Here is a 26,758-nt window from a genome sequence, read left to right as displayed (position 1 = left end):
CCGCGGGACTTGCGCCATGATGCTGGTCGTCAATGCCGGCTCCAGCAGCGTGAAGTTCGCGCTCTACGATGCTGATCTGAAAGACATCCTCTCCGGCAGCGTCACGGAGATCGGCGGCGCGGCCCGGCTGCGGGTCGGCCCGGAGGAGGCCGCCGCGGCGGCGCCGGACCATGACGGCGCGATCGCCCTGATCCTCGACGTGCTGGCGGTGCGCGGCCATGGCCCCGACCGCCTGACCGCCGCCGCGCATCGCGTCGTGCATGGCGGCGACCGCTTCACCGGCACGGTCCGCGTCACGCCCGAGATCATCGACGGCATCGCGGCCTGCATCCCGTTGGCGCCGCTCCACAACCCGCACAACTTGGCCGCGATCCGCGCGCTCGGGTCGCTAGCCCCCGATCTGCCGCAGGTCGCGGGCTTCGACACGGCCTTCCACGCCACCCAGCCCGAGGTCGAGCGGATCTACGCCATTCCCGCGGAGGATCGCGCGCGCGGGCTGCGCCGCTACGGCTTCCACGGGATCAGCTATGCCGGGCTGGTCGACAGCCTGCGTGCGGCGGGCCGCCTGCCCCGGCGCCTCCTGGCGCTGCATCTGGGCAACGGCGCCTCGGCTTGCGCGATCCGCGACGGGGCGTCGGTGGCGACGACGATGGGCTATTCGCCGACCTCGGGCCTGACGATGGGCACGCGCTCGGGCGATATCGACCCGATGGCGGTGCTCGAACTGGCGCGCGTCCACGGCATCGACGGCGCGGCCGCGCGGCTCAATCGCGGCGCGGGCCTCCTGTCGCTGGGCGGCGCGTCGGACATGCGCGCGCTGGCCGCCCGCAAGGACCCCGCGGCCCGGCTGGCCCGCGCGCATTTCACCCATGCCTGCATCCGCCACGCCGGCGCGCTTATCGCGGCGATGGGCGGGCTGGACGCCGTGGCCTTCACCGGGGGCATCGGCGAGAACGATGCCGGGCTGCGCCGCGCGATCCTCGACGGGCTGCGCTGGACGGGCCTCGTCCCCGGCGGCGCGCCGCCCGCGCTGCACGCGCCCGAAAGCCCCGTCGCCGCCTGGATCGTCCCGGCCGAGGAGGAGCGCACGCTCGCCCGCGACGCGCGCGCCCTGCTGGCGTCTTGAATCCGGCCCCGCGACATCCCCGGCCCTTGCAAGCGCTTTCATGGGCTGGTTCTGTGATCCCGGGACCGGGGAGGACGCCATGAACCAGCCGAAGGTGAACCTGCATCCGAAGGTGGGTGACGAGGTCCGCAAGACGACCTGCTACATGTGCGCCTGCCGCTGCGGGATCGACGTCCACGTCAAGACCGATGGCGGGCGCGACCGCGTCGCCTATATCGAGGGCAATCGCGACCACCCGGTCAATCGCGGCGTGCTCTGCGCGAAGGGCTCTGCGGGCATCATGCAGCACAACGCCCCCGCCCGGCTGCGCGCGCCGCTCAAGCGCGTGGGCGAGCGCGGCGAGGGCAAGTTCGAGGAGATCTCCTGGGACGAGGCCTACGAGATCGCGGCCTCCTGGCTCAGGCCGATCCGCGAGACCGATCCGTCGAAGCTCGCCTTCTTCACCGGCCGCGACCAATCGCAGAGCTTCACCTCCTGGTGGGCGCAGGCCTTCGGGACGCCCAATTACGCCGCGCATGGCGGCTTCTGCTCGGTCAACATGGCGGCGGGCGGCATCTACACGATGGGCGGCGCCTTCTGGGAATTCGGTCAGCCCGACTGGGAGCGCACCAAGCTCTTCATCCTGTTCGGCGTGGCCGAGGATCACGACAGCAACCCGATCAAGATGGGCATCGGCCGGATGAAGGGCCATGGCGGCCGTGTCGTCGGCGTGAACCCCGTGCGCTCGGGCTACAATGCGGTGGCCGACGACTGGTTCGGCGTGACGCCGGGCACCGACGGGCTGCTGATCCTGAGCCTGGTGCATTGCCTGCTGAAGGCCGGCAAGATCGACCTCGACTACCTCGCGCAGTTCACCGACGCGCCGGTGCTGATCGACGCGCGGCCCGGCCCGACCGAGGGCCTGCCGCTGAAGGATGATGACGGCCACGCGCTGGTCTGGTGCCGCAAGGAGAACCGGCCCCGCTGCTACGATGCCGAGGACGTGGAGCCCGCGCTCAACGGCGCGTGGGAGCAGGACGGCGTCACCCACCGCACGGTGTTCCACCACCTCGCCCACAAGTACCTGACCCCCGAATACGCGCCCGAGGCCGTGGCCGAGCGCACCGGCATCCCCGCCGGCCGGATCCACGCCCTGGCCGCCGCGATCGCGCGCGTCGCCTTCGACGAGGCGATCGAGCTGCAGCAGGAATGGACCGATTTCCGCGGCCGCGTGCACAAGACGATGACCGGCCGCCCGGTCAGCTTCCACGCGATGCGGGGCATCTCGGCCCATGCCAACGGCTTCCAGACCTGCCGCGCGCTGCACCTGCTGCAGATCCTGATCGGCTCGGTCGAGACGCCGGGCGGCTTCCGCTTCAAGCCGCCCTACCCCAAGCCCGCCACCGCCCATCCCAAGCCGCATTGCAAGGTGACGCCCGGCGCGCCGCTGGACGGCCCGCATCTGGGCTTCGTGCACGGCCCCGACGACCTGTGCCTGCGCGAGGACGGCAGCCCCGCGCGCATCGACAAGGCCTTCACCTGGGAAAACCCGATGTCGGCCCACGGGATGATGCACATGGTCATCTCGAACGCCCATGCGGGCGATCCCTACGAGATCGACACGCTGCTCCTCTACATGGCGAACATGGCGTGGAACTCGTCGATGAACACGTCCGGCACGATGAAGATGCTGGCCGACAAGAAGCCCGACGGCTCCTACGTCATCCCGCATATCATCTATTCCGACGCCTATTCCTCCGAGACGGTCGCCTTTGCCGACCTCGTCCTGCCCGACACGACCTATCTGGAGCGGCATGACTGCATCTCGCTGCTCGACCGCCCGATCTGCGAGGCGGAGGCGGCGGCGGATGCGATCCGCTGGCCGGTGGTCGAACCCGACCGCGACGTGAAGGGCTTCCAGACCGCGCTGATCGAGCTGGGCGCGAAGCTGGGCCTGCCGGGCTTCGTGACCGAGGACGGCAGCCAGAAATTCGCGGATTACGCCGATTACATGGTCAACCATGAGCGCCGGCCCGGGGTCGGCCCGCTGATGGGCTGGCGCGGCAATGGCGAGGAGACCGGGCGCGGCGCGCCCAACCCCGCGCAGCTCGACCGCTACATCGCGAATGGCGGCTATTGCGTGGCCCACATCCCGGACGCGGCGCAGTTCTATAAGCCGTGGAACCGCGCCTACCAGGATTGGGCCGTCGAGCTCGGCCTCTACGACAAGGCCGCGCCCTACATCTTCACGCTTTGGTGCGAGCCGCTGCGCCGCTTCCAGCTGGCCGCCGAGGGCCATGGCGACCGCCAGCCGCCCGACCACCTGCGCGCCCGCATCAAAGCGACGATGGATCCGTTGCCGATCTGGTGGGACCCGACCGCGGCGCATGGCGGCGACGGCAAATACACGATCACCGCGCTGACGCAGCGTCCGGCCGCGATGTATCACAGCTGGGGCTCGCAGAACGCCTGGCTGCGCCAGATCCACGGGCGCAACCCGCTCTACCTGCCGACGAACCTGTGGGAGGCGCATGGCTTCACCGATGACGACTGGGCCCGCGTGACCTCGCCCCATGGCGAGATCGTGGTGCCGGTCGCGCATATGCCCGCGCTCAACGCCAACACGGTCTGGACCTGGAACGCCATCGGCAAGCGCAAGGGCGCCTGGGCGCTGCGTGACGATGCGCCCGAGACCGAGAAGGGCTTCCTGCTGAACCACCTGATCCACGAGCTTCTGCCGCCCAAGGCGGACGGGATGCGATGGTCGAATTCGGATCCGATCACCGGCCAGGCAGCCTGGTTCGACCTGAAGGTCGCGATCGAGAAGGTCGCGCCGCCCGCCGACGGGCGCGCCCGGCCCGATACGGGGCGGCAGGCCAGCCCGGTGGGCGAAGGCCCCGACGACCTGCGCTGGGAGGTGACGTGATGACCACGCTTCCCGCATCCACCGAGCGCAGCCTCGGCCTCGTCATCGACCTCGACACCTGCGTCGGCTGTCACGCATGCGTCACCGCCTGCAAGGGCTGGAACACGCAGAATTACGGCGCACCGCTATCGGACCAGGATGCCTATGGCGACGCCTCGGGCACGTTCCTGAATCGCATCCACTCCTTCCAGGTCACGCCCGACGCGCAGCCCATCTCGGACGTGGTGCCGCCGCGGCTGGCGCAGACGGTGCATTTCCCGAAATCCTGCCTGCATTGCGAGGACGCGCCCTGCGTCACGGTCTGCCCCACCGGCGCCAGCTACAAGCGCGTCGAGGACGGGATCGTGCTGGTGAACGAGGATGCCTGCATGGGCTGCGGCCTCTGCGCCTGGGCCTGTCCCTACGGCGCGCGCGAAGTGGACGAGGCGGCGGGCGTGATGAAGAAATGCACGCTCTGCGTCGACCGCATCTACAACGAGAACATCCCCGAGACCGAGCGTCAGCCCGCCTGCGTGCGCACCTGCCCGGCGGGTGCGCGGCATTTCGGGGACCTGTCCGATCCCGACAGCGATGTGAGCCGGCTTGTCGCCGCGCGCGGTGGCGTCGACCTGATGCCTGAGCAGGGCACCGTCCCGGTCAACAAGTACCTGCCGCCCCGCCCCAAGGACACTATCGCCGCGCCCGAGATGACGGATGAGGGCGAGGACGTTCTCGCGCCCTTCCTCGCGCCGGTGGCCGAGACGCCGCAGGGCTTTCTCGGCTGGCTCGACCGCACGCTGGAGAAAATCTGATGCATCCCGCGCCATCCGTCATCATCTTCTCCTCGCTCTCGGGCGCGGGTTTCGGCCTCCTCGTATTCCTCGGGCTGGGCCTGCCGACCGTCACCGGCTGGGTCGCCTTCGTCTTCTACGCGATCGCCTATCTGTTGTCGGTAGGCGGGCTGCTGGCGGCGGCGGCGCATCTGAAGAACCCGAAGAACGGCTACAAGAGCTTCCGCGAATGGCGCTCCTCCTGGCTCTCGCGCGAGGCGTGGGCGGCCGTCGCGGCGCTTCTGGTTATGGCGGTCTACGCGGGGGCCCAGGTCTTCGCGGGGGTCACGCTGGCGCCGCTGGGCTGGCTCGGCGCGGCGCTGTCGCTGGTCACGGTCTTCACAACCTCGATGATCTACACCCAGCTCCGGACCGTGCCGCGCTGGAACCAGTGGGGCACGCCGGTCCTGTTCCTATTGGCGGCGCTCGCGGGGGGCGCGCTTCTGTCGGGCAACCCGAATGCCGCAGGGCTCCTGCTGCTGGCTGCCGGGGCCGCGCAGCTTTGGCATTGGTGGAAGGGCGACCGGCGCTTCGCCGAGGCGGGCACGACGATGCGCACGGCGACGCGGCTGAAGGGCCAAGTTTCGCTGTGGGAAAAGCCGCATACCGGCGAGAACTACCTGACCCGCGAGATGGTCTATCAGGTCGGGCGCCGCCACGCGCTGAAGCTGCGCGTCATCGCCATCCTCGCGATGGCGGCGATCCCCGCGGCGCTGACGGTGATCCCGATGCATCACGGCACGGCGGCGCTGGCGATCCTGCTGCATCTGGGCGGGGTCCTCACCTCGCGCTGGCTGTTCTTCGCGGAGGCCGAGCACGTGGTCGGGCTCTATTACGGCGCGCATGGCAACCTGCTCGCCAATTCGGCGGAGCGGTCGCTGGCCTGACGGCTCAGCCCAGCCGCACCGCCGCGCCGCCTGCCGCCGCCGCGTCCGCCGCGTCATGGGTGACCAGCAGGACCGGCACGCCCGCCGCGCGGGCCGCGTCGAAGACGAGCTTGCGCATCCGCGCGCGCAGCTCGGCATCGAGCTTGCCGAAGGGCTCGTCCAGCAGGAGCGCCCGCGGCCGCGACAGCAGCACCCGCATCAGCGCCACCCGCGCCGCCTGCCCGCCCGACAGCGTCGCCGGATCGCGCGGGCCGTAACCCTCCAGCCCGATGCGGGCCAGCGCCGCCTCGACCGCCGCGCGCCGCTCGGCCCGGGTGCCGCCGCGGGGCAGACCGAAGGCGAGGTTTGCGGCCACGTCGAAATGCGGAAAGAGCAGCGGGTCCTGGTAGAGAAGGCCGACATGGCGCGCCTCGGGCGGCAGGCCCGCAAGGTCGCGCCCGTCCAGCGCCGCGCGCCCGGTCGCGGTGAAGGGCGCGCGCAGGTCGCCCATCACGAAGGCCAGCAGGGTCGACTTGCCGACGCCCGAGGGGCCCATGATCGTGAGCACCTCGCCGGGCGGCACATGGGCCGAGACGTGCAGCAGCTCCGCGCCGCCCTTGGCGATGCGCACCTCGTCCAGCGTCAGCCCCTCAGCCATGCCGCATCCCCCTGCGGTCGCGGAACCAGATCGCGGGCAGGGCCAGCGCGAAGGCAAAGGGCAGAAGCGCCGCCGCCCCCTGCCCCAGGCCCCAGACGCCGATCGCGCGGCGGTCGCCGCCGGCCGCCAGGGCGACGGCCTCGGTCGCCAGCGTGTCGATCCGGCCGCCGCCCAGCAGCAGCGTCGGCAGGTACTGCCCGACCGAGACCGCGATCCCGACCGCCGCCGCCACCAGCAGCGGCGCGGCCAGCATCGGCAGGCGCAGCCGCCAGAGAACCCGGTCGGGCCCGGCCCCCAGCCCCGCCGCGACCCGCGCCAGCCGGCCGTCCCAGGCGCGGAACGGACCCGACAGCGACAGGAAGACGTAAGGCAGCACGAAGACGACATGGCCGGTCAGCACCATCGCCCATTCCCAGCCCGTGCCCGCGAGCGCCGGGATCAGCTGGAGCCCGGGCAAGAAGGCCACCTGCGGCACCAGAAGCGGCAGGTAGAGCAGCCAGAGCGCGCGCTGCCCGACCGTCAGCCCGAAGCGGTGCTCGGCCTCGAGGCAGCCGATCACCAGCAGGAGCGAGACGCCCGTCGCCGTCAGCGCGATGACCATCGTGTCGCCCGCCGTGGCCAGCATCTCGGGCCCGAAGCGCGCCCAGCTGCGCGCGGTCAGGCCCTCGGGCGCGAGGGCCGGGAAGCGCCACCGCGCGGCCACCGACCAGACCGCCAGCGCCGCCATTCCGAGCAGCACCGCCAGCGCCGACAGAAGGCCCAGCCCGAAGCCCGCGGCGCGGGCCGGAGCCTCCGGCAGGCCGCGCCCCGACCAGACCCAGCGGCGGCCGACTCGCGCGACCAGCCGCTCGCCCGCCCGCCAGGCGGCCAGCACCGAAAGCGTCGCGACCAGCTGCACCAGGGCGCCCGCGGCGGCGGTAGCGCGCAGGCCCAGATCCGGGTCCAGCATCCACCGCGTGACCTGCACCGACAGCGTGGGCGGCGTGTTCGGCCCGAGGATCACCGCCACGTCGACATTGGTCATGCCGTAGACCAGCACCACCAGCACTGGCAACCGCACCTGGGCATAGACGCCGGGGAAGACCGCCTTCAGCCAGCCCGCGACCCGGCCCGCGCCGAGGCTGCGCGCGACGCGCAGGCGGCCCGGCGGGATCTGCGCCTGCGCGGCCAGCATCATCAGGACGAGAAAGGGCAGCTCCTTTGCGATCAGCCCGGCGGTGAGGCTGAGCCCCCAGCGGTCCTGCAGGATCAGCAGGTCCGGCGGCACGTCCCAGCCCAGCGCGAGGGCCGGCAGGCGCATCAGCCAGCCTGAGGGCGCAATGAGGAAGGCGAGGCCGAGCGCCGCGGCGGCATGCGGCACGGCCAGCAGCGGCGAGAGCAGGCGTTCGAGCCAACCGAAGGTGCGCGTCCCGTGCCAGCCCGCGAAGATCAGCGCGGCGACGCCCAGCGCGCCCAGTGTCGACAGCACGCCGCTCAGGACCGAGACGGCCAGCGCCCGCGGCAGGCCCGGCCAGTCCAGCACGTCGCGCCACGGCGCCAGCGACGCACCCGGCCCCGGCAGGCCCAGCCCGAAAGCCGGGAGCAGCGTGCCCGCCAGCCCCAGGAGGACCGGCCCGGCGAGGACCAGCGCCGTCAGGAGCGGCAGCGGGCGCAGCATGGCGGCGGCGCTACTGCGCGACCCCGTAGCGCGCCACCCAGTCGGCGGCGAGGCGCTCGGCCCAGCTCGGATGCGGCTCGGGCTGGGCCTGGCCCAGCTCGGCCGGGCTCAGCGTCGCGGGGCCGAGATCGAGCGCCGCGAAGGCCGCGCGGCCCTCCTCCGACAGCTTGTCCATGGCCAGGACGGTGCCGTAACCCAGCACGTCGGGATCCTGCGCGCGAAGCTGCGCCGCGGGCGACAGGATGATGTTGGCCACCACCATCGCGCCCTCCTTGGCGGCCGAGTTGTAGGGAATGGCCAGGAAGCTCGCATTGCCCAGCGTGCCCTTCGTCAGGACCGTGGTGCGCGCCGTCTCGGGCAATTCGTAATTGGCGATCGCGGTCGAGGCTTCGCCCGGCGAGAAGCTGATCGCGAGGTCGATCTCGCCGTCGTTCATCAATTGCAGTTGCCGCGGCCCGGTCTGCGGATAGGCCCGCCCCTGACGCCAGAGCGTCGGCGTCAGCGCGTCCATGAAGGCCCAGAAGGGCGCGGTGACGATCTCGTAATCCGCGCCCACCGGCTCCTGCAGCACGCTGGGGTCGGCCAGGAGGTCGATCAGCATCTGCTTGAGGAAGGTCGTGCCGAGGAAATCGGGCGGCTGCGGGAAGGTAAAGCGGCCCGGGTTCTGGGTCGCGAAGTTCAGGATCTCCTGCGCGCTGTCGGGCGGGTCGGGCAGCCGCGCGCTGTCGTAGATGAAGACGACCTGCGCCATGGCCCAGGGGCTCTCGTAACCCTCGGTCGGCACGGTGAAATCGGTGGTGACGGTCTTGCCCTCGACATCGACCAGCGACCAGTTCGGCAGATCCTCGGCCCAGGGCCCGAAGAGCAGCTCGGCCTCCTTCATCGCGGCGAAATTGGCGCCGTTGATCCAGATGAGATCGACCGAGCCGTCATCGTCGTTGCCGGCCTGTTTCTCGGCCAGCACCGCGCCCACCGCGTCGGCGGTGTCCGACAGCTTCACATGCTCGAGCGTGACGCCCTGGGCCGCCGCCTGTTCGCCCACCCAGGCGATGAAGTCGTTGGTCGTCGTCGACCCGCCCCAGGCGTGCCAGTAGACGGTCTGGCCGTCGGCGGCGGCGGTGACGGCGTCCCAGTCGGAGGGATCGGTCTGCGCGGCCGCGGGAAGGGCCAGCGCGGCGGTCAGGGCGGCGGTCAGAAGCTGTCGGGTCATGGTCTCTCAGTCGGTCAGGATGAAGCGGGCGTTCAGGATGCGGGCGGTCGCCGTCCACAGGCAGAGCGCGCCGAAGCCCCAGGCGAGCGGCGCGAAATACTGCGGCAGAAGGCAAAGCAGGCAGAAGAAGATGATGGTCTCGGTGCCCTCCAGCAGGCCCGCGCTGTAATAGAGCGACTTGGCCCCGCGCGCGGTCGTGTCCAGCCCGCGCTTGCCCGCCATCACGGCGAAGCCCAGGAAGCTGGTGCCGTTGACGTAGAAGGTCAGCAGCAGGAAGGCCGCGGGCAGCGCATTGGCGGGATCGGCCAGCGCGAAGGCGAAGGGGACGGCGCCGTAGAAGATGAAATCCGCCCAGATATCCAGGTATCCGCCGAAATCGGTCTTGCGGGTGGCGCGCGCCACCGCCCCGTCGAGCCCGTCCATCAGGCGCGAGGCGAGCAGCGGGATCAGCGCCCAGCCCGGCGCGCCCAGCGCGATCACCAGCGCCGAGAGCAGGCCCAGCGCGAGGCCCAGCAACGTCACGGCATTGGCCGATGCCCCCCGCGCGGCGAGCGCGTGGCCCAGCCGGTTGAGCGGCGGATCGATCAGGCGGCGGGCGGCGGGGTCGAGCATCGGGAGCCTTCGGCTGGGTCTGGGGCCCTGCCTGCCGCGAAGGGCGCGGGGGGCAAGGCACAACGGTGTGAGCCCGGCCCCGGGTCTAGGCCGCGTCCGGCGCGCGTATGCCGCGAAGCGTGCCGACGACCCCGCCCGAGACCAGCAGCAGCGCCGCCGAAACCGCCAGCGCCAGCGGCAGGCCCCCCGCCATGTAGGTCAGCCCCGAAAGGACCGTGCCCAGCAGGCGCCCGCCGGCATTGGCCATGTAGTAGAAGCCCACATCCATCGTCACCCGCCCGGCCCCGGCGTAGTCGAGAATGAGGAAGCTGTGCAGCGCTGAGTTCACGGCGAAGGCCGCGCCGAAGACCATCAGCCCGGCCAGGACGGGCCAGGCGGCCTCCGGCAGGCTCAGCACCAGTGCGGCGAGCGCCGCGGGCACCGCGGCCAGCGCCAGCACCCAGCCCGTCGCCGCGCCCGCGCTGCCATCCCGGATGAGCCGCGGGGTCAGCGCCTGCACCGCGCCGTAGCCGATGATCCAGAGCGCCATGAACCCGCCCACTAAGAAGAACGCGTCCCCCGCCCCCATCGTCCGCGACAGCAGGTCGTGCAGCCAGATCGGCAGCGCCACGACGAACCAGACGTCGCGCGCCGCAAACAGGAATAGCCGCGCGAGGCTGAGCCGGTTGACCCGCCCGTCCCGCGCGAAGATCTGCGCGAATTTCGCGCCCTTCACCTTCGCCGACAGCCCCTCCGGCAGGGCCAGCACCACCGCGAGCAGGATCGCGGCCAGCCCGGCGGCCATGATCCAGAGCGCGGGGCCGAAGCCCACCGTCGCCAGAAGCCCCGCCCCGAGGAAAAAGCCCGCGCCCTTCACCGCGTTTTTCGAACCGGTCAGCACGGCCACCCAGCGGAACAGGCCCCGGCCCTCGGGCGCGAGCAGCTTGACGGCGGATTTCGCGGCCGTCTTGGACAGGTCCTTGGCCACGCCCGACGCGCCCTGCACCGCCATCACGAACAGGACCGAGGCCCTGACGCTCCAGCCCGGGTCGAGCCGCGTCAGCGCGACCAGCGCCGCGACCTGGAGCGCAAGCCCCGCCTTCAGCGTCAGCGCCAGCCCGAACCGCGTGCCCAGCCAGCCCGCCACGAGGTTCGTCGCGATCCCCGCGACCTCGTAGAGCAGAAAAAGCCAGGCCAACTGCAGCGGCGTGAAGCCCAGCTCGTGGAAATGCAGCAGCACCAGCATCCGCAGCGCGCCGTCGGTCAGCATGAAGGCCCAGTAGGCCGCGGTGACCGCCGCGTATCCGCGCAACGACGTCACGCCGCGATCATGCGCACGATATCGGCCAGCCGCACGGCGTAGCCGAATTCGTTGTCGTACCAGGCGCAGAGCTTCAGATGCGTGCCCTGCACCACGCGCGTCGACAGCGCGTCGATGACGGCCGAGCGCCGGTCGCCGCGGTAATCGGTCGAGACGAGCGGGCGGTCCTCGATTCCCAGGATGCCCGCCATCGGCCCGGCCTCAGCGGCGCGGAAGGCGGCGTGGACCGCGTCCGCGGTGACCGGCCGCGCCATCTCGAAGGCGCAATCGGTCAGCGACGCGTTGAGCAGCGGCACGCGCACGGCGTGGCCGGTCAGCCGGCCCTCGAGCTCCGGAAAGATCGCCATGATCGCCCGGGCCGAGCCCGTCGTGGTCGGGATCAGGTTCTGCAGGGCCGAGCGCGCGCGCCGTGGGTCCTTGTGCGGGCGGTCGACGATGGTCTGCGTGTTGGTCACGTCGTGGATCGTCGTGAAGCTGCCATGCCGCATGCCGAATTCCGACATCAGCACCGAGATGACCGGCGCCAGGCAATTCGTCGTGCAGGAGGCGGCGGTGACGATCCGCTGGCTGCCGTCGAAGGCGTCCTGGTTGACCCCGTAGACCAGGTTCAACCCGTCCGCGACGGGCACAGGCGCCGAGACGACGACATGGGCCACGCGCTCCGCCAGCGGGGCCAGCGCCGCGGCCGTCTTGAAGCGTCCGGTGCAGTCGATCACCAGGTCGACCCGGTCGAGCGGCAGATCCTCGAGCCGGGCGTGGGCCGTCAGCGGCAGCCTGGTGTCACCGATGGCCAGCGTGTCGCCTTCAGCCCGCACGTCCCGCGGCCAGCGGCCGTGGACCGAGTCGACTTCCAGCAGCAGCGCATGCTGCGCGGCGTCGCCCGCCACGTCGTTCAGGCCCACGATCTCGACGCTATTCGGATGGTCCAGCAGCTCGCGCAGCACCAGCTTGCCGATCCGCCCCAGCCCGTTGAGGAATACCTTCATCCCGCGCCCCCTCGTGTCCCGCATCACGCCAGCTAGGCCGCGCGTGTAACCGTTCCATGACGCTTCCCAACCGCGCTGCCCCCGTGTAGTCCGAGCGCGCCCGGGGGTGTGGCCGAGCGGTCGAAGGCACCGGTCTTGAAAACCGGCAGGCGGGAAACCGTCTCGTGGGTTCGAATCCCACCGCCCCCGCCATCGAACGCGACTGGGACCGACTCCGAATGCCTGCGATACGCCGGGCGCGGTCGGATGACCGACCTTCGCTCCGGGCCCGCGGCTCTAGGCGGGAGCAGTCAGACGAAGGGCGCGGACCCGCTTGTTGATCCGTCCGATCATCAGCCGATAGGCCATGAGCCTCAGCAATCCGGGGCGGTTCCGGTAATGTGGGCTTGCGTAGTAGTCGGCGGGATCGTCCCATGTTCCATTGTCGCGCGTGACGGCGTCCATCTGCTGAAACGCCTCGTGATCGAGGTTCAGATCGGCGCTCGCCTCGCCATCCCCCAGCGCCAGCGAGTAGCCCGTCTGCCAGCCGCGGCTCCGCAACGCCCGCTTCGCCGCATGGAAGAGCGGAAGATCGTTGATGAACGTGTCGATCCGTCGCCAGCGGCCCTCGAGTTCGACCTCGATCCAGGAATGCGAGAGCTCCTCGGGCAGGAGCCGGTAGGCCAGCCCCGTGAAGAAGCCTTTCTGGATGTCCTTGCGGATCAGCGAGAAATGGATGCGCGCCGGGATCCCGCAAGTCTTGCAGAGCGCAAGGAGCAGCGTCGCCTTGGTGTTGCATTGCCCGTAGCCCAGCCGCAGCGTCTCCGACGCCGCCACGAGGTCGCCGCCGGGCGGAAAGCCGAAGGCGATGTCGTCGCGAACGAAGGGGAACAGGCGCTCCAGCTTTTCGCGCGCCGTCACCGCGCCGCGCGTCAGGGACGCGGCCCTCTCGCGGACGGTGCTCGTCTCGAAATCTGCGAGGTTCTCCATGCGGGAATGAAGGCATGTCGGCGCGTCGCGTCCTTGATCCATCTCAACGGTCGGGGGCACCGAGGAGTCTGCACGACACATGGAGGCACACGCATGTCTTCGGTGTCGCGATCGTCCCATCCCGGTCCGGGCCTTCCCGCCACCATCCGGCGACGCGCGCGACGCGCCGGACGGTCGGGGCCGCGTCAGCCCATCATCGCATGGACATCCGCCGACAGCGCCATCGGGTCGAAGGGTTTCTCCAGCACGCCCCGCGCGTCGAGCGCCATCAGCTCGGCCTTGGTCTCGGCGCGCGCGGCGGCGGTCATGAAGATCACGGGGATGCTCCGCATCGCCGCGCAGCCGTTCATCCGCGTCTTCAGCTCCGGGCCCGACATGCCCGGCATCATCACGTCGAGAAGGACGAGGTCGGGCGCGGCGGCGGCGATCCGGTCCAGCGCCGCCTCGCCGGAGGGCACGGAGTCCACGATCGTGTCGCCGCCCATCTCGAGCGCCAGCTTCACGATCTCGCGGATGTCGGGCTCGTCGTCCACATGCAGGATGTTCATGCCATGCCTCCTGTTCTCCCGGTCAGGCCACCGCCCGGGCGCGGCCGGGGCGGACGGATTCGATGGCGGCGAGCACGGCCGCGACGACCTCGCCCTCCGGCACGCGCGATTTCGTCATCACGCGCGCCCGCCGCGTCGTCGCCTCGGCATCCACCTCGAAGGCCGAGAAGACGATCACCGGGATCCGGGCGGGGATCCGGTTGAGGAAATTCGTCGCCATCCCGTCGGGCAGGTCGAGATCCAGGAGCAGCACGTCCACGCATTCGCGGCGGAAGACGGCCTCGGCCTCCTCCAGCGTGCGGGCGGCGCTGATCCGCACGGTGCTGTCGATCCGCGAGCGGATGATCTGTTGCAGGGAGTCGTCATCCTCGACATAGAGCAGATGCGGCACCCAACCCTCGGTCGCGCCGCGGGGCGTCCGGAGCGGCGCATCATCGGCCGCCGGCGGGGCGGCGGCGCAGGGCAGCGCGACGTGGAAGGTCGTCCCCGCCCCCTCGACCGTGTCGAACCATATGCGGCCCGACATGGCCTCGACCAGGCTCCGCGCGATGCTCAACCCCAGGCCGGTCCCCCCGGTGCTGCGATTATGCGCCGATTGCGCCTGCCGGAACCGGTCGAACACGTGCTCGTGGAAATCGGCCGGGATGCCCGGGCCGGCATCGGCGACGGAGATGCGGATCTCGGACCCGACGACCCGACTCGTGACCGTCACGCGGCTGTCGGGCGGCGCGAATTTCAGCGCGTTGGAAAGCAGGTTCTCGAAGACCAGCGCCAGCCGGGTGTCGTCGATCAGGGCCGCGGCCTGCGGGGCCTCGTCCTCGAAATGGACGGCGATCCGCTTGCCGGGCGCGAATTCCGACACCGCGGTGATCGCGGCCTCGACGACCGGGCGGATCGGCCCGGTTTCCAGGACCAGCTCCATCTGCCCGGCCTGGATCTTCTGCGAATCGAGGATCTCGTTCACCAGATCGACCAGCCGTTCGGCGTTGCGGTTCGCGATGCGCAGCATGTTCTCGACGGGCCCGGGCAGAGGCGGGTCCTTGCTGTTGAGCGCCAGTCCGAGCGCGCCGCGGATCGAGGTCAGCGGCGTGCGCAATTCGTGGCTGACGACGGAGACGAAATCGTCCTTCATCTGATCGGCTTCGCGCTGCGCGGTGATGTCGATGATGGTGCCGTCCCAGACCAGCGCGTCGTGGACATCGCGACGCCCCCCGGCGTCGAGGCGCAGCCAGCGCGGCCCGTCGGGATGCGCATAGGCAAGGTCCAGAGGCCAATTCGCCTCCGCGTCGGGATCGGCCAGCCGGGCCCGCAGATCGGCCTGGTCGAGCTCGGGGAACAGGGTGAAGAGCGTCCGCCCCTCGCCCATCATCGTCTCCGGCGGGCGGCCGAGGATTCGTTCGGCCGCCGCCGACAGATAGGTGAAGCGCGGAAGGCCCGACGCGTCCTGCACGAGCTGGAAGAACACCGCCGGCGCGTTCTTCGCGATGGCGTTGATCTGCGCCTGTTTCTCGCTGCGGTGCAGGATCGCGATCTCGCGTTCGCGGTCACGGACCAGAAGCGCCCCGACCAGCATCACCACCAGGAAATTCGTCGGCATCGACAGCGCATTCGACATCAGGAAGACCGACCATGAGGCCTTCGACACGAAGAGAAGGACGACCACGGGCGTCACGCTCGCCACCGCCGCCGCCAGCCTGACATGCCGGTTGGTGATGCGCCTGCGGCCGCCGCGATGGACCCAGAGCCAGAGCGCCAGCGTCGCGGCCCCCGTCCCGAAGATGTAGATCGCCCCCGGAACGGCCCCCATCCCGCCCTGCGCCAGTCGGAACCCCGCCAGCGCAGCGGAGGTGATGATCAGGCTGATCGGGCCGCCGAAGAGCCCCGATAGCGTGACGACGGCGGCGCGCGGATCGGTGCGTATTCCGGGCACCAGCTCCACCCCGCCCGCCATCACGACGAGGCCGACCGTCGCGAAGACCGCCCCCAGGAGCGCGTCGCGCAGGACGCGGCGACGTTCGAACTGTCCGCGGATCGCGGTGATGAGCAGAACGGGAAGCAGCATCACCGATCCGGTCTGGATCAGGTCGAGAAACAGCGAGAACATCGTCGGTCCTTTCGGCGTGGCGGGCTGGCCGCCGGATCAGGAAGGGGTTTCCGGGCTGCCGGGCGGCTCGGAGCCGCGCCGGTCCAGCCAGGCCGCGATGCGGCCGTCGGAGCGGATGCGAACGGTCGAGCGGGTCGGGAAGACGCCGTCGGGGATGGAGATCCGGGCCAGCTGCCGGCGTTCGCGGGCGCGGAAGCTGTTGTGGAATTCGTCGGGGACCGAGGCGGAGACCGGCAGGATCGCCTCGATCGTCCCCGCGACCGTGGTCTTGCCCGCCGCGACCCGGACCGCCTGCCCCGGCTTGAGGTCGAACAGATAGACGCGCGGCAGATAGGCCAGGACGTATTGCGACCCCGAGAGGACGGCGGCGATGGGCTCGCCCGGGCTGAAGACCTGCCCCGCCGAGGGGATGACCTCGTCGATGATGCCGGCCCGGGGCGCCCGCTGCAGCCCCTCGTCGTAATGGCTGCGCAGCCGCGTCACGGCGGCATGGGCCATTCCGGAGGCGCGGCTCACCGCGGCGATCTCCTCCTCGAGCCCGGCCGAGATCGCGGCCAGGCGCCCGAACTCCATGCGGGCCTCGTCGCGGCGGGTGTCGACCTCCTCGCGCTGGGTGGCGGTGATCAGGCCCTCGCGTGCCGGTCCCTCCAGACGGTCGGCGGCCGCGTCGAGACGGGTCAGGCGGTCGCGCGCGATGGGCAGCAGCCGGTCGGCGACGCGCATCTCGCGCGCCAGGGCGGCGCGGCGGCGGTCCAGCTCGGCGCCGCGGACGGCCAGATCGGCCAGCCGGTCCAGCACCGAGGTCGACTCGGCCCGCAAAAGGACATCGCCCGCCGCGACCCGCTGGCCGGGGCGGACGCGGATATCGGTGACGCGCACGGTGGAGGTCGCCGCGATCATGCTGCGGTCGCGCAGCACCAGCCCATCGGCGCGCAGGACCACGCGGTCGCCCAGGGCATAGTCGAGAAGAAGCAGCGCGAAGCCGGCCAGCAGAACGAGATAGATCGCGCGGTCCCAGGCGCGGCGTTGGACGCGCGTCTCGGTGCGATGGCTGTCGGGGCGCGGGCGCCGCTTGAGCTTGGCGATCATGCGCTCACTCCCGCACCCGGTGGACCTTGTCGGGCACGTAGCTGTCCGCATAGGAGGCGTGAAAAATCCACTCTTCCGCATAGGCGGCGAGGCGGACGAAGCGCATGAACAGGCCGTTGAACAGGCTGTAGCCCGGCAAATCCGCGAAGAGCCGCCAGGCCCCGCTGCCCGGGCTGAGCGCCGCGGCCATCGCCAGCACCGCGGCATCGAGGCCCAGCAGTCCGATCTGTGCTGCCAGCAGGATGGTCCAGGCCCCCGTCCCGTAGATCGAGACGAGCCAGGCCAAGTAGACCGGCAACGCGATCGCGGCGACGACGTTGAAGAGCAGGAACTCGACCTCGTTGAAGAGCCCGCTCAGCCGGAAGCGGTTCGAGAACGGGTTCATGAGGCCCCGATGCTTGCGATAGCGCAGCCTGATCGCGTCGCGCTCCCAGCGGAAGCGCTGGCGCACCAGCGCCCGCAGCGTGGCGGGCACGTCGGTGTAGCAGATCGCCGCGGCCGCGAAGCGGATGGCCCAGCCGCGCTGCCGAAGCCGCAGCGTCAGGTCCAGATCCTCGCCGCCGCCGGCATCGAGCCCCCCGGCCGCCAGGTAGGCGTCGCGCCGGAACGCACCGAACGCCCCCGACACGCAGGAGACCTGCCCGATCCGGTCGGCGGCCTGCCGGCCCAGCGAGATCGAGGTCAGGTACTCGATGGCCTGGAACCGGGTGACGAGGCCGTGGGTCCGGTTGCGCGGGCGAATGCAGCCGCAGACCGCGCCCACGGCCGGGTCGTTGAAGGGGCGGACCAGTTCGCGCAGGGCGTGGCGGTCGAAGCTGCAGTCGCTGTCGACATTCACCAGGATGTCGCCGGTGCAGCTGCGCGCGGCCATGTTGACGCCCGCCGACTTGCCCGAGCGCAGGTCCGTGGCGTGCGCCTCGTCGATGAGACCGCGCCGCAGCATGTCGCGCATGACACCCTGCATCGCGTCGCTGGAGCCGTCGCTGACGACGACGATCTGGTCGGGCGGGCGGCTCTGTTCGCGCAGCGCGGCCACGCAGCGCTCGATCGTCTCCGCCTCGCAATGGCCGGCGATCATCACGCTGAGTGCGCCCTCGAATTCGGGATGGGGGCGCGGCCGGGGCAGGATCGTGATGGTGGCGAAGAGCAGCAGGTAGCGCGGCATCTCGATGACCACGACGAACCAGAAGAGCGCGAAGAGCGTCTCGCCGCTCTGCGCGCCGAGGAAGTCGATCGCCAGGCCGAGCTCGCTCATCGGGCCAGATCCTCGGGGCCGAAGACCCGGACGGTGCTGCCCAGATCGAAACGGATGTCGCGATCGGCGCGCGCGCGGGCCGCCTCCAGCCGGCGCTCCGCCGCATCGGTGTCCTTTCCCGCCAGCAGCGCATAGTCGTCGTTGCGCCCCGTCGCGCAGACGCTGCCCTCGCCCAGCGCCTCGCGGAGCGAGGAGAGCCACAGGCGCCGCGCCTCGGCCACTTGCCGCGCGCCCTGCGTCTCCTGCAGCTCGAAGAGGCGGTCATGCGCGATCCGGGCGAGCGCGAAGGGGGTCCGGTGCTCGTTCCAGGCGCTGGCCGCGCGGTTCAGGGCCACGATCATGTCGAGGGGCAGGTCCGAGAAGCGGAACATCGCGCGCTGGCGGCCGAGCCCGGCATGGCCGGAGCGGAGATAACCGGCGCCGCGATCGGTGATCTGCGCCGCGGTCACGTCGCGCACCCGCGCCGCGTCGGTGCGGCACCGGGCGTCGCAATCGGCGCAGACGAAGCCGACCTCGGGCTCCGAAGTCGCGCCGTCGCAGGCGTGGCAGATGACCAGCTGGCCCGGCCGGTCGTAATCCTGTCCGAAATGCGCGAGCCGGCGGCGGCATTTCGGGCAGATCAGTTCCGAGCCCTGGGCGAATTCGCGCTCGACGCCCTGATGGGCGCAGCGGAAATGGTGCAGGTAGCTTTCCTCGCCCAGATGCGCGGAGCCGCAGGACGGGCATTCCTCGCGCGCGATGAGGCGGGCCGAACCGCAGGCCTGGCACTGGTGGATGCGCTCGAAGAAGGATCGACGCACCAGCTCGTCACCCTCCAGCCGGGCGAGCGCGGCATCGACGGACGCATCCGGCATCAGCGCGTTCCAGGCGACGAGCGACGGGCGCGCGCCGTCCCGCTTCGGCACCAGGCTGCCGCCCGCCACGTGCATCCGCGCTAAAAGCCGGTCGCCCGGATCCTCGGCCAGCAGGAAATCGGGATGCAGCGCGCCGCGGCGGGCATGAAACGCCTCGACCAGTTCGTGCATCGCCTCGACGGCCTTGGGGCCCGCCCGGGTCAGGTCGAGATCGGCGGCGGCGCCCAGCTCTCCGGTGTCGTCGAGGACGGGCAGCAGATGCGCCCCCGGGATCGCCCACAGGCCTTCGAGGTCCTGCGCCGTCTCGACCAACACGGCGTCGATCCCGGCCAGGCCCGGCGTCAGCGCGCCGCGCGCGCGCAGCGGCCAATGCAGGAGGGCGAAGGGCAGATCGGCGATCTCGTCCCGTCGCGGGGTGGCGCGGACGGCGGCGGGGGCCGGCAGGTCCAGACGGGGGATCGGGCTTTCGACCAGCTTGCAGACCGCGTCGATATCCAGCGGCTTCGGCACGACCCGGTCGAAGACCTCGCAATCGCTCGCATCGTTGAGCAGGCCGCGGACATCGCCGGTGATCGCGATGAAAGCCGGCGACGGCCCGCCGGGATGGTTTTCGCGGTAGCGTCGCACCACCTCGATCCCGGTGATGTCGGGCAGGTGGAAATCGGACAGGACGACGTCGAAATCCTCGTCCTGCAGCGCCTCGAGCGCGGAGAGCCCGTCCGCGGCGCAGCTGACCCGGTGCCCGGCCTGGCTGAGCACGAGGGTCACGAGCTCCGTCGTGACCGAGCTGTCCTCGACGAGGAGGACGCGCCGGGCCTTCGGGCCCGGCAGCGACGCCTCGTCCGGTGTTATCGCGTCGGCGTTTCCGTCCATTCCCCGTCACCCAGCCTCAGGCGGGGCTCTAGGGGCCAGGCGTTAAGGTCGGGTGAAGCCGCGCCTTCACCGAAGCTTAACGGCGGGCTGGTCTACGAGGTGCGATCCGATGCCGGGAAGGCGCGCCGTGAACCGACAGATCATCGAATTGGTGGAGCGTCATTGCGACACCCTGCGCGTCGAATTCGCGGCGGTCGAGGACGCCTTCGCGGAGCTCGGGCGCGGCGCGGAGACGGGGGCGTTGGACCGGCTGGTCGCCGCCACGCACAAGATCAAGGGCAGCAGCGGGACGCTGGGCTTCGCGGAGATCTCGGCGCGGGCGGCCCGCTACGAGCACGCGCTGCGCGACGCGGTTGCGGCGGCGCCCTTCGGGTCCGATCCGCACGCGTTCCGCGCCCTGCATGACGGGTTGGCCCGCGCCGTGGCCGAGATTCACCCCGCGCAATCGACGCTCCATGCGCGGTTCAGCCAGACGGGGACGGGGTGAGGCACCCGCCCGGTCGTCGCAGGGCGGCGGCGCCAGGGCGTTAGATCAGGCTCCAGCTCCCGGCCCGAGTGCGGCGCGCAGAAACGCCGCGTCGCGTCGCAAGGCCAGCCGCGCCGCCTCGGACCGATAGTCCGCGGGGCGGGCGCTTTCGGCGAACCAATGGCCGGTGTCGGGATAGTCGAAAGCGCGGTAAGGGCGGCCCGCCGCCGCGATCGCCCGCTCCATCCGCTGCCGCGCCGCCGGGCGGACCCAGGGGTCCTCGGCCGCGAAATGTGCGAGGAAGCGCGCCGTCGAGCGCCCGAAATCCCCGCCCCGCGCGGCGTAGTAGAGGATCGCGGCAGACAGGTCGTATTCCGCCCGCTGCGCCAGCCAGACCGCCCAATGCCCGCCCATCGAGAAGCCGGCGACCGCCAGCCCGGCGCCCGGTGCCGCATGGCGCAGATCCGTCAGACAGGCCTCCAGCCGGCGGTAGATCGGCACCCGGCGCGGGGCCGCCCGCAAGGCCCGGGCCGCCGCCTGCGTCCGCGCAGTCCGGCCATCGAAGAGATCGGCCAGCCCGACCACGAAGCCCTGCCGCGCCAGCGCCGCCCCGTAGTCGCGAAACGAATCCGTCAGCCCCCACCAGGAGTGGATGACGAGGACGGCCCCCAGGGCCGTGCCGTCGGGTGCGATCCGCTCCATCGCCTCCCTCCCTCGGGGTCGATGCATGGGGCCATCATAGCGAAGGGCCGAAATCGGCCAAGGAACGCCGGGTGCGCGCCGCGCCCTACCCGCCCAGCACCAGCGAGATGCGGCGGTTGGATTTGCCCTTGTTCTCGATCTTGCCCACCCGCACCGCGCCGATTTCCGCGGTCGAGCGGACATGCGTGCCGCCGCAGGGCTGCAGGTCGACTGGCGTCTCGTCCGCGCCGATGCGCACCAGCCGGATCCGGCCCGCGCCCCGGGGCGGCTGGACCGACAGCGTCTTCACGAGGCCCGGATTGGCGTCGAGCTCAGCCTCGGTGATCCAGCTTTCGGTGACGGGGTGATCCGCGGCGATCAGGCTGTTCAGTCGGGCCTGGATGTATTCCCGGTCGTGGACGATTTCGGGCATGTCGAAATCCAGCCGCGACTTCTCCGCGCCGATCTGCCCGCCGGTGACCGGCAGGGGCACGACGACCGACAGAAGGTGCAGCGCGGTGTGCATCCGCATGAAGCGGTGGCGGCGGTCCCAGTCGAGCCGTGTCTCGAGCGTCGCGCCGACCGGCGGCAGGGGCGCGGCCTCGGCGGGGACCAGCACGATGGCATCGCCCTCGCCCTTCACGGCGCCCGCGATCTCGGCGCGCCCGCCGGCCCAGCGGATCACGCCGCTGTCGCCCGGCTGCCCGCCGCCCTTGGCGTAGAAGATCGTCCGGTCGCAGACCACGCCGCCTTCGGGCGTGACGGCGGTCACCACGGCCTCGGCGGTCTTGAGATAGGGGTCGGTGCGGAACAGCGCTTCGGTCATCAGGCCTCCGGGGCGGGTCGCAGGGTCTCGGGGTTGCGCAGCCAGACGTCGCGCTGCGCGAAGGGGATCTCGATGCCCTCCTCGCGGAAGCGCTCGGCGATGGCGTGGTTCAGCTCGGTCCGGGTCGCGACGATGAACAGGATGTCGCGCAGCACCACGCGCATCTGGAAATCCAGGCTGTCGGCGCCAAACCCCTCGAAGCTGATGACCGGCGGCGGGTTCAGCACCACCATCGGATGCGCCTCGGCGATCTCCCGCAGGACGGCCTCGACTCGGCGTGTGTCGGTGCCGTAGGCCACACCCACGGGGATGATCAGCCGCCCCGAGGAATTGCCCAGCGTGTAATTCGTCACCACGCCCGAGATCAGGTCGGCATTCGGGATGATCACGTCCTGGCGGTCGAAGGTCTCGATCCGGGTCGAGCGGACCGAGATCTGACGCACGAAGCCGTTCATTCCGTTCACGTTTATCCAGTCGCCCAGCTTGATGGGGCGCTCGATCAGCAGGATGATCCCCGAGACGAAGTTCTGCACCACGGTCTGCAGGCCGAAGCCCACGCCGACCGACAGGGCGCCCGCGACGATGGCCAGCCCGCCGAGGTTGATGCCCGCGGTCGTGATCGCGAGGAGCGCGGCCAGCGTGATGCCGAGATAGCCAGTGCCCGACAGGATCGCGTTGGTTCCGCCGGTGTCGAGCCGCGTCTTGGGCAGGACCGAGCGGCGCAGCACGCCCTTCACCATCCGCGTGATCAGGTAGCCGATCACGAAGACGATGATGAAGGTCAGGAAGCTGCCGGGCGAGATCTGCGTCTCGCCCAGCCGGAAGCCGCGCAGGAAGGTCTCCCACCATTCGCCCAGCGTGGAGGGCCGCACGCCCCAGATCAGGGCCAGGACCGGCACCGCGGCCACGGCCAGCGCGAAGCCCACCAGCGTGGGCGCCAGGGCGTCGGTCGCGGCCTCGCGGCGGCGGGTCAGCACGGCCCAGGCGTCGAAGATCGCGGTCTGCAACGTGCCGATCAGCGCCAGCAGGGCCAGCGTCAGAAGCGTGGACCACATCAGAACCGTGCCCAGATTGACGAAGCCCAGCCCCGTCGCGACCGGCGCGACGAGACCCACCAGCAGCATCAGCCGGGCGAGCAGTTGCAGCGGGCCCAGCCAGAAGCTGTCATCCTCGGGGCCGGCGGCGAGCTGGCGGCTTTCGGCGAGGATCAACTGGCCCAGTCGCAGCAGCGTCAGCCCCGCTGCGACCATCAGCGCGAATTGCAGCACGCCCGCGACATCCGCCAGAAGATCGCTGGCGTAGACCGCGAGCGAGAGCGCCAGAACGATGCCCAGCGTGACGGCGTGGACGCGCCCCTCGCGGCGGCGGCGGGCGGGGATCGGCAGGAGCGTGACCGAGGCGTCGCGTTCGGGGAAAGCCTGCAGCGACAGCCAATGGGCGCCGAAGATCAGAAGGCCCGCCGCGGGCAACAGCCATTCCGCCGTTTCCAGCCACAGCCCGCCGGTGCCCAGAAGGCGCAGGATCTGGGCCACCACGCCCAGGCCCACGACCGGAAGGATCGCCCGCGCCAGCGAGATGGCGAGGAGGCCCAGCCGGGCCGGCGGGCTCTCCTGCTCGTGGCGAGCCACGCGATCGCGCAGATGGCCCAGCCAGACGCGCGAGCGCCAGAGCAGCAGCACGGCGGCGAAGACCAGAATGCCCAGCTGCACGCCCCGGCCCATCCAGGCGGCGCGTTCGGTCGGCGTCGCGAAGGGCTCGGCCAGGTCGGTGCCCAGGTCGGTCAGCACCTCGCCGCCCCGGCGCAGGGCGGGCGGCCAGAGCACCGGGTTGATGGGCGGCGCATCCTGGCGCAACAGGTCTTCGGTCCGGGCCTCGGAGATCAGCGCGTCGGTCTCTGCGATCAACCCGTCGGCCGCGGTGAAATTGGCCTGCGCCTCGCGCACCGGGATGAGCAGCTCGTCGAGCTGCGCGGTCAGGTCCTCGCGTTGCGCGGCGAGCTCGGGCGCCTCGGTCTCGCCCTCGGGCGGCGGCTCGCCCAGCGAGGCCAACTGCCCGCGCAGCGTTTCGATGCGCGCGGAATTGACCTGCTGTGCCTCGGCGAAACGCGCGCGGGCCCGGACCAGCTCGGCGCGCAGCGACTCCAGCGCCTCGGGCGAGGCGCGCGCCGCCTCCAGCACCTCGACGGCGCGGGCGTTGAGCGCGGCCCATTCGTCCGCGAGCGCAGTCTCGCCCGGGCCCGGGTCCGGGGCCGCGGCCTCCTGCGCCAACCCCGGCAGGGCCAGCGCCAGGACCAGCAGGAGCGCGGCGAGGGCGCGGGTCATTCGAAGACCGAGGGGACCTCGCGCCCGGGCCCGTCCAGCCAGTCGGGCACGGGCAGGTTCTTCGAACGCAGGAACTCGGGGTTGTAGATCTTGGACTGGTAGCGCGTGCCGTAGTCGCACAGGATCGTCACGATCGTGTGGCCGGGCCCGAGATGCCGGGCCATCTTGACCGCGCCGCCGATATTGACGCCGGTCGAGCCGCCCATGCAGAGCCCTTCCGCCTTCAGCAGGTCGAAGACGATGGGCAGCGCCTCCTGGTCGGTGACCTGGCAGGCGAAATCGGGCGTGAACCCTTCGAGATTGGCGGTGATGCGCCCCTGGCCGATGCCCTCGGAGACCGAGTCGCCCTCGGCTTTCAGCGCGCCCTCGGCGTAGAAATTGTAGAGCGCCGACCCCATCGGATCGGCGATGCCGCATTTCACGCCCTTGGGCTGCAGCACCTGCGCCACGCCCGCGGCCGTCCCGCCCGATCCGACGGCGCAGATGAAGCCGTCGACCTTGCCGTCCGTGTCGGTCCAGATCTCTGGCGCGGTGCTTTCGACATGGGCCTGCCGGTTAGCCACGTTGTCGAACTGGTTGGCCCAGATCGCGCCGTTGGGCTCGGTCCGGTTCAGCGCCTCGGCCAGCCGGCCGGAATAGCGCACGTAGTTGTTGGGATCGCGGTAGGGCTTGGCGGGCACCTGCACCAGCGTGGCGCCGGCGAGGCGCAGCATGTCCTTCTTCTCCTCGGACTGGGTCTCGGGGATGACGATGACGGTGCGAAAGCCCAGCGCCGCGCCGACCAGCGACAGCCCGATCCCGGTATTGCCCGCGGTGCCCTCGACGATGGTGCCGCCGGGCTTGAGCGTGCCGCGCTTGATCGCGTCGCGGATGATCCAGAGCGCGGCGCGGTCCTTCACCGACTGGCCAGGGTTCATGAACTCCGCCTTGCCGAGGATCTCGCAGCCGGTCTCCTCCGAGACGGCGTTGAGCCGGATCAAGGGCGTGTTGCCGATGGCGTCGACGAGGTTCTGGTGGATGGTCACGGCGGCGCCCCCTTCGGCATGTTCCGCCTTGGTCTAGTGCCCGGCCCGCCCGGCTTCAACCGGCGCGCAGCCGCTCGCGGTTCAGCGCGAGCCATTGCGCGCTGGCGACCAGCGGCGCGTTCGCCGCCTCGCCCGAGGGGATCATCGCCAGCAGATCGTCCAGCGCCAGGAGATGCAGGCGCAGGTCCTCGTGCTCCGCGTCGAGCCCGCCCAGCCCCGCCGCGCCGTCGGGCAGGTCGCAGGTCACGACGTAGCTGTGCAGGAGCTGCGCCAGCACGCCGGGGCTGGGGTAGTAGCGGGCCACGAAATGCAGCGCCTCGGGCGGGGCGCGCAGGCCTGCCTCCTCCTCCAGCTCGCGCAGCGCGCAGGCCTCGGGCCCCTCGCCGGCGTCGATCATCCCGGCGACCGGCTCGATCATCCAGGGTTGCGGATCGCCGTTGGCGAGCGCCCCCATGCGCACCTGCTCGACCACCAGAACGCGGTCGCGGACCGGGTCGTAGGGCAGGACCGTCGCCGCGTCCGTGGTCGTCGCCACCGTCCGCGTCAGCGGCCCCGAGCGGCTGCCGTCGAAGCGCGGATGGTCGATGCGCCATTCCTCGATCCCGGTGAAGCCGTCATGGGGATGGCGGCGGCCCAGCACCTCGATGTCATCGACGGTGAAGCTCGGGCCGGTCGTCACCGGGCGGCGCGTGCCGCGCACCCGCAGCGTGCCGTCGGCGCGAGCGTGGATCATGCCGCGTCGGGCGGCCAGGTCGGTCTGGCTGACACGACCGAGGCCGCGCATCACCTCCGCCGCGGCGAGCCGGGTGCGCGCGCCATGCGCGGCGATCCACGCGTCGAGATCCCAGCCCTCGCCCGCCCCCGCGTCATCGGCGCGGTAGACCAGCGCGGGCTCGGCCCCCACGGTCACGGCCTCGGGGGCGTAGTCGAAGGCGGTTTCATACCAATCGAGGCGGGCCCGCGGCCCCGCGTCCAGCGGCTCGGTCAGAAGCCCCGTGCAGGACCCGCCCTCCACCAGCACCGGCCAGTCGCCGCGCGCCGCGCGCTCGACGGACCAGCCGGTCAGGGTCGCGGGGGTGCAGGCGACGGGCCGCCCCGCCACCTCGGTCAGCAGGGTCTGCCAGCGCAATGTGCCGAACAGGAAGTAGCGGCTCACCGCGTCACGCGGCCGACGATCCCCGCCAGGAGGCCGACCACCGCGCTGCCCGCGAAGAGCGTGGCCAGCACGATCGGATGGGCGGCGAGCTGGAAATCCTTCAGCGCGTATTCCATCCACGCCTCGGCGGCGAGCCCGACCTCGGTGTATTTCGAGCTCAGCGACTCCTCCAGCGTGGCGGCCGCCGAATGCAGCGCCAGCGTGAGGATCAGCATGATGACGGCCGCGCCCACGCCCGCCGTGATGACATAGGCGATGCGGTTGCCGCGCCCGGTCTGCCCGGTCGCGGCCTTGCCGATGTATTTCCAGCCCACGATCAGCCCGCCCAGCGCCAGAACCTCGCGCATCCGGCCGACGGTTTGCCCCTCGGGCAACGAATGGCGCACGACCATCTCGCCCACCCACCAGCACAGGGCGGCGAACAGGATGGCACTGACGAGTTTCGCGGGGGTGGGCATGGGT

23 protein-coding genes and 1 tRNA gene are annotated in these 26,758 nt (G+C 71.2%); 6 read left to right on the top strand and 18 right to left on the bottom strand.

The window, feature by feature from the left end:
* Window positions 1-16: 16 nt before the first annotated feature.
* From P8627_RS15760 to P8627_RS15745, 4 genes are all read left to right on the top strand, one after another.
* Window positions 17-1,126 carry an acetate/propionate family kinase gene (locus P8627_RS15760; protein ID WP_279965205.1) on the top strand — a complete coding sequence of 370 codons (1,110 nt, stop codon included), beginning with the start codon at window positions 17-19 and terminating at the stop codon, window positions 1,124-1,126.
* A 79-nt stretch (window positions 1,127-1,205) separates the two neighbouring features.
* On the top strand, window positions 1,206-4,031 hold the full coding sequence (locus P8627_RS15755) for a molybdopterin oxidoreductase family protein (RefSeq protein WP_279965204.1): 2,826 nt from the start codon (window positions 1,206-1,208) through the stop codon (window positions 4,029-4,031).
* Window positions 4,031-4,822 (top strand): 4Fe-4S dicluster domain-containing protein, encoded by a 792-nt coding sequence (locus tag P8627_RS15750; RefSeq protein WP_279965203.1) that lies wholly within the window; start codon window positions 4,031-4,033, stop codon window positions 4,820-4,822. Before P8627_RS15755 ends, P8627_RS15750 begins: the two co-directional genes overlap by 1 nt.
* A complete protein-coding gene (locus tag P8627_RS15745) occupies window positions 4,822-5,727 on the top strand; it encodes a dimethyl sulfoxide reductase anchor subunit family protein (protein WP_279965202.1) in 906 nt (301 codons plus the stop codon). Before P8627_RS15750 ends, P8627_RS15745 begins: the two co-directional genes overlap by 1 nt.
* Window positions 5,728-5,731: 4 nt before the next feature.
* Here the strand turns inward: P8627_RS15745 and P8627_RS15740 are convergent, their stop codons facing one another.
* From P8627_RS15740 to P8627_RS15715, 6 genes are all read right to left on the bottom strand, one after another.
* Window positions 5,732-6,364 carry an ATP-binding cassette domain-containing protein gene (locus tag P8627_RS15740; RefSeq protein WP_279965201.1) on the bottom strand — a complete coding sequence of 211 codons (633 nt, stop codon included), beginning with the start codon at window positions 6,362-6,364 and terminating at the stop codon, window positions 5,732-5,734.
* On the bottom strand, window positions 6,357-8,021 hold the full coding sequence (locus P8627_RS15735; protein WP_279965200.1) for an ABC transporter permease: 1,665 nt from the start codon (window positions 8,019-8,021) through the stop codon (window positions 6,357-6,359). Before P8627_RS15735 ends, P8627_RS15740 begins: the two co-directional genes overlap by 8 nt.
* 10 nt (window positions 8,022-8,031) lie before the next feature.
* Window positions 8,032-9,231 carry an ABC transporter substrate-binding protein gene (locus tag P8627_RS15730; RefSeq protein ID WP_279965199.1) on the bottom strand — a complete coding sequence of 400 codons (1,200 nt, stop codon included), beginning with the start codon at window positions 9,229-9,231 and terminating at the stop codon, window positions 8,032-8,034.
* Window positions 9,232-9,237: 6 nt separating this feature from the next.
* Entirely contained in the window at window positions 9,238-9,843 is a 606-nt protein-coding gene (locus P8627_RS15725; protein WP_279965198.1) for a CDP-alcohol phosphatidyltransferase family protein, read from the bottom strand.
* A gap of 85 nt (window positions 9,844-9,928) precedes the next feature.
* Window positions 9,929-11,092 (bottom strand): organoarsenical effux MFS transporter ArsJ, encoded by a 1,164-nt coding sequence (gene arsJ / locus P8627_RS15720; protein ID WP_279967498.1) that lies wholly within the window; start codon window positions 11,090-11,092, stop codon window positions 9,929-9,931.
* A 47-nt stretch (window positions 11,093-11,139) separates the two neighbouring features.
* On the bottom strand, window positions 11,140-12,129 hold the full coding sequence (locus P8627_RS15715; RefSeq protein WP_279965197.1) for an ArsJ-associated glyceraldehyde-3-phosphate dehydrogenase: 990 nt from the start codon (window positions 12,127-12,129) through the stop codon (window positions 11,140-11,142).
* A 102-nt stretch (window positions 12,130-12,231) separates the two neighbouring features.
* Here P8627_RS15715 and P8627_RS15710 point away from each other — a divergent pair.
* A tRNA-Ser gene (locus P8627_RS15710) sits at window positions 12,232-12,321 on the top strand.
* 84 nt (window positions 12,322-12,405) lie between these two features.
* Here P8627_RS15710 and P8627_RS15705 read toward each other — a convergent pair.
* The 6 genes from P8627_RS15705 to P8627_RS15680 form a co-directional block, all read right to left on the bottom strand.
* Window positions 12,406-13,098 carry a transglutaminase-like domain-containing protein gene (locus P8627_RS15705; RefSeq protein ID WP_279965196.1) on the bottom strand — a complete coding sequence of 231 codons (693 nt, stop codon included), beginning with the start codon at window positions 13,096-13,098 and terminating at the stop codon, window positions 12,406-12,408.
* A 185-nt stretch (window positions 13,099-13,283) separates the two neighbouring features.
* The gene (locus P8627_RS15700) at window positions 13,284-13,646 is read right to left on the bottom strand and encodes a response regulator (RefSeq protein ID WP_279965195.1); all 363 of its coding nucleotides are present in this window, start codon (window positions 13,644-13,646) and stop codon (window positions 13,284-13,286) included.
* Between the two features lie 22 nt (window positions 13,647-13,668).
* Window positions 13,669-15,750 carry an ATP-binding protein gene (locus tag P8627_RS15695; RefSeq protein ID WP_279965194.1) on the bottom strand — a complete coding sequence of 694 codons (2,082 nt, stop codon included), beginning with the start codon at window positions 15,748-15,750 and terminating at the stop codon, window positions 13,669-13,671.
* Window positions 15,751-15,786: 36 nt separating this feature from the next.
* Complete coding sequence (locus P8627_RS15690) at window positions 15,787-16,839, bottom strand: HlyD family secretion protein (protein ID WP_279965193.1); 1,053 nt, start codon at window positions 16,837-16,839, stop codon at window positions 15,787-15,789.
* Window positions 16,840-16,843: 4 nt separating this feature from the next.
* Window positions 16,844-18,094 carry a glycosyltransferase family 2 protein gene (locus P8627_RS15685; protein WP_279965192.1) on the bottom strand — a complete coding sequence of 417 codons (1,251 nt, stop codon included), beginning with the start codon at window positions 18,092-18,094 and terminating at the stop codon, window positions 16,844-16,846.
* A complete protein-coding gene (locus tag P8627_RS15680) occupies window positions 18,091-19,821 on the bottom strand; it encodes a TackOD1 domain-containing metal-binding protein (RefSeq protein WP_279965191.1) in 1,731 nt (576 codons plus the stop codon). The genes P8627_RS15685 and P8627_RS15680 overlap by 4 nt, the downstream gene beginning before the upstream one ends.
* A 127-nt stretch (window positions 19,822-19,948) precedes the next feature.
* Here P8627_RS15680 and P8627_RS15675 point away from each other — a divergent pair, with 127 nt between their 5' ends.
* Complete coding sequence (locus P8627_RS15675) at window positions 19,949-20,308, top strand: Hpt domain-containing protein (protein ID WP_279965190.1); 360 nt, start codon at window positions 19,949-19,951, stop codon at window positions 20,306-20,308.
* Window positions 20,309-20,353: 45 nt separating this feature from the next.
* On the opposite strand, the gene P8627_RS15670 is transcribed toward P8627_RS15675, so the two are convergent.
* From P8627_RS15670 to P8627_RS15645, 6 genes are all read right to left on the bottom strand, one after another.
* Complete coding sequence (locus P8627_RS15670; RefSeq protein ID WP_279965189.1) at window positions 20,354-20,989, bottom strand: dienelactone hydrolase family protein; 636 nt, start codon at window positions 20,987-20,989, stop codon at window positions 20,354-20,356.
* Window positions 20,990-21,074: 85 nt separating this feature from the next.
* A complete protein-coding gene (locus P8627_RS15665; protein ID WP_279965188.1) occupies window positions 21,075-21,794 on the bottom strand; it encodes an alanyl-tRNA editing protein in 720 nt (239 codons plus the stop codon).
* Window positions 21,794-24,115, bottom strand: a complete 2,322-nt coding sequence (locus P8627_RS15660; protein ID WP_279965187.1) for a DUF3772 domain-containing protein — start codon at window positions 24,113-24,115, stop codon at window positions 21,794-21,796. The genes P8627_RS15665 and P8627_RS15660 overlap by 1 nt, the downstream gene beginning before the upstream one ends.
* Window positions 24,112-25,140: a cysteine synthase A gene (locus tag P8627_RS15655; protein ID WP_279965186.1), complete on the bottom strand. Its 1,029-nt coding sequence runs from the start codon at window positions 25,138-25,140 to the stop codon at window positions 24,112-24,114. Before P8627_RS15655 ends, P8627_RS15660 begins: the two co-directional genes overlap by 4 nt.
* A gap of 55 nt (window positions 25,141-25,195) precedes the next feature.
* A complete protein-coding gene (locus tag P8627_RS15650; RefSeq protein WP_279965185.1) occupies window positions 25,196-26,296 on the bottom strand; it encodes an NUDIX domain-containing protein in 1,101 nt (366 codons plus the stop codon).
* Window positions 26,293-26,754: a TrgA family protein gene (locus P8627_RS15645; RefSeq protein WP_279965184.1), complete on the bottom strand. Its 462-nt coding sequence runs from the start codon at window positions 26,752-26,754 to the stop codon at window positions 26,293-26,295. Before P8627_RS15645 ends, P8627_RS15650 begins: the two co-directional genes overlap by 4 nt.
* Between the last annotated feature and the right edge of the window lie 4 nt (window positions 26,755-26,758).

Source organism: Jannaschia sp. GRR-S6-38 (assembly GCF_029853695.1).
Taxonomy (GTDB): Bacteria; Pseudomonadota; Alphaproteobacteria; order Rhodobacterales; family Rhodobacteraceae; genus Jannaschia; species Jannaschia ovalis.
This window is presented reverse-complemented; position numbering and strand designations above follow the sequence as displayed.

Excerpts from the sequence above, each read along its gene's own strand:
- P8627_RS15760 (WP_279965205.1), top strand. The coding sequence starts at position 17 with ATGATGCTGGTCGTCAATGCCGGCTCCAGCAGCGTGAAGTTCGCGCTC.
- P8627_RS15755 (WP_279965204.1), top strand. The coding sequence starts at position 1,206 with ATGAACCAGCCGAAGGTGAACCTGCATCCGAAGGTGGGTGACGAGGTC.
- P8627_RS15750 (WP_279965203.1), top strand. The coding sequence starts at position 4,031 with ATGACCACGCTTCCCGCATCCACCGAGCGCAGCCTCGGCCTCGTCATC.
- P8627_RS15745 (WP_279965202.1), top strand. The coding sequence starts at position 4,822 with ATGCATCCCGCGCCATCCGTCATCATCTTCTCCTCGCTCTCGGGCGCG.
- P8627_RS15740 (WP_279965201.1), bottom strand. The coding sequence starts at position 6,364 with ATGGCTGAGGGGCTGACGCTGGACGAGGTGCGCATCGCCAAGGGCGGC.
- P8627_RS15735 (WP_279965200.1), bottom strand. The coding sequence starts at position 8,021 with ATGCTGCGCCCGCTGCCGCTCCTGACGGCGCTGGTCCTCGCCGGGCCG.
- P8627_RS15730 (WP_279965199.1), bottom strand. The coding sequence starts at position 9,231 with ATGACCCGACAGCTTCTGACCGCCGCCCTGACCGCCGCGCTGGCCCTT.
- P8627_RS15725 (WP_279965198.1), bottom strand. The coding sequence starts at position 9,843 with ATGCTCGACCCCGCCGCCCGCCGCCTGATCGATCCGCCGCTCAACCGG.
- arsJ (WP_279967498.1), bottom strand. The coding sequence starts at position 11,092 with ATGCTGACCGACGGCGCGCTGCGGATGCTGGTGCTGCTGCATTTCCAC.
- P8627_RS15715 (WP_279965197.1), bottom strand. The coding sequence starts at position 12,129 with ATGAAGGTATTCCTCAACGGGCTGGGGCGGATCGGCAAGCTGGTGCTG.
- P8627_RS15705 (WP_279965196.1), bottom strand. The coding sequence starts at position 13,098 with ATGGAGAACCTCGCAGATTTCGAGACGAGCACCGTCCGCGAGAGGGCC.
- P8627_RS15700 (WP_279965195.1), bottom strand. The coding sequence starts at position 13,646 with ATGAACATCCTGCATGTGGACGACGAGCCCGACATCCGCGAGATCGTG.
- P8627_RS15695 (WP_279965194.1), bottom strand. The coding sequence starts at position 15,750 with ATGTTCTCGCTGTTTCTCGACCTGATCCAGACCGGATCGGTGATGCTG.
- P8627_RS15690 (WP_279965193.1), bottom strand. The coding sequence starts at position 16,839 with ATGATCGCCAAGCTCAAGCGGCGCCCGCGCCCCGACAGCCATCGCACC.
- P8627_RS15685 (WP_279965192.1), bottom strand. The coding sequence starts at position 18,094 with ATGAGCGAGCTCGGCCTGGCGATCGACTTCCTCGGCGCGCAGAGCGGC.
- P8627_RS15680 (WP_279965191.1), bottom strand. The coding sequence starts at position 19,821 with ATGGACGGAAACGCCGACGCGATAACACCGGACGAGGCGTCGCTGCCG.
- P8627_RS15670 (WP_279965189.1), bottom strand. The coding sequence starts at position 20,989 with ATGGAGCGGATCGCACCCGACGGCACGGCCCTGGGGGCCGTCCTCGTC.
- P8627_RS15665 (WP_279965188.1), bottom strand. The coding sequence starts at position 21,794 with ATGACCGAAGCGCTGTTCCGCACCGACCCCTATCTCAAGACCGCCGAG.
- P8627_RS15660 (WP_279965187.1), bottom strand. The coding sequence starts at position 24,115 with ATGACCCGCGCCCTCGCCGCGCTCCTGCTGGTCCTGGCGCTGGCCCTG.
- P8627_RS15645 (WP_279965184.1), bottom strand. The coding sequence starts at position 26,754 with ATGCCCACCCCCGCGAAACTCGTCAGTGCCATCCTGTTCGCCGCCCTG.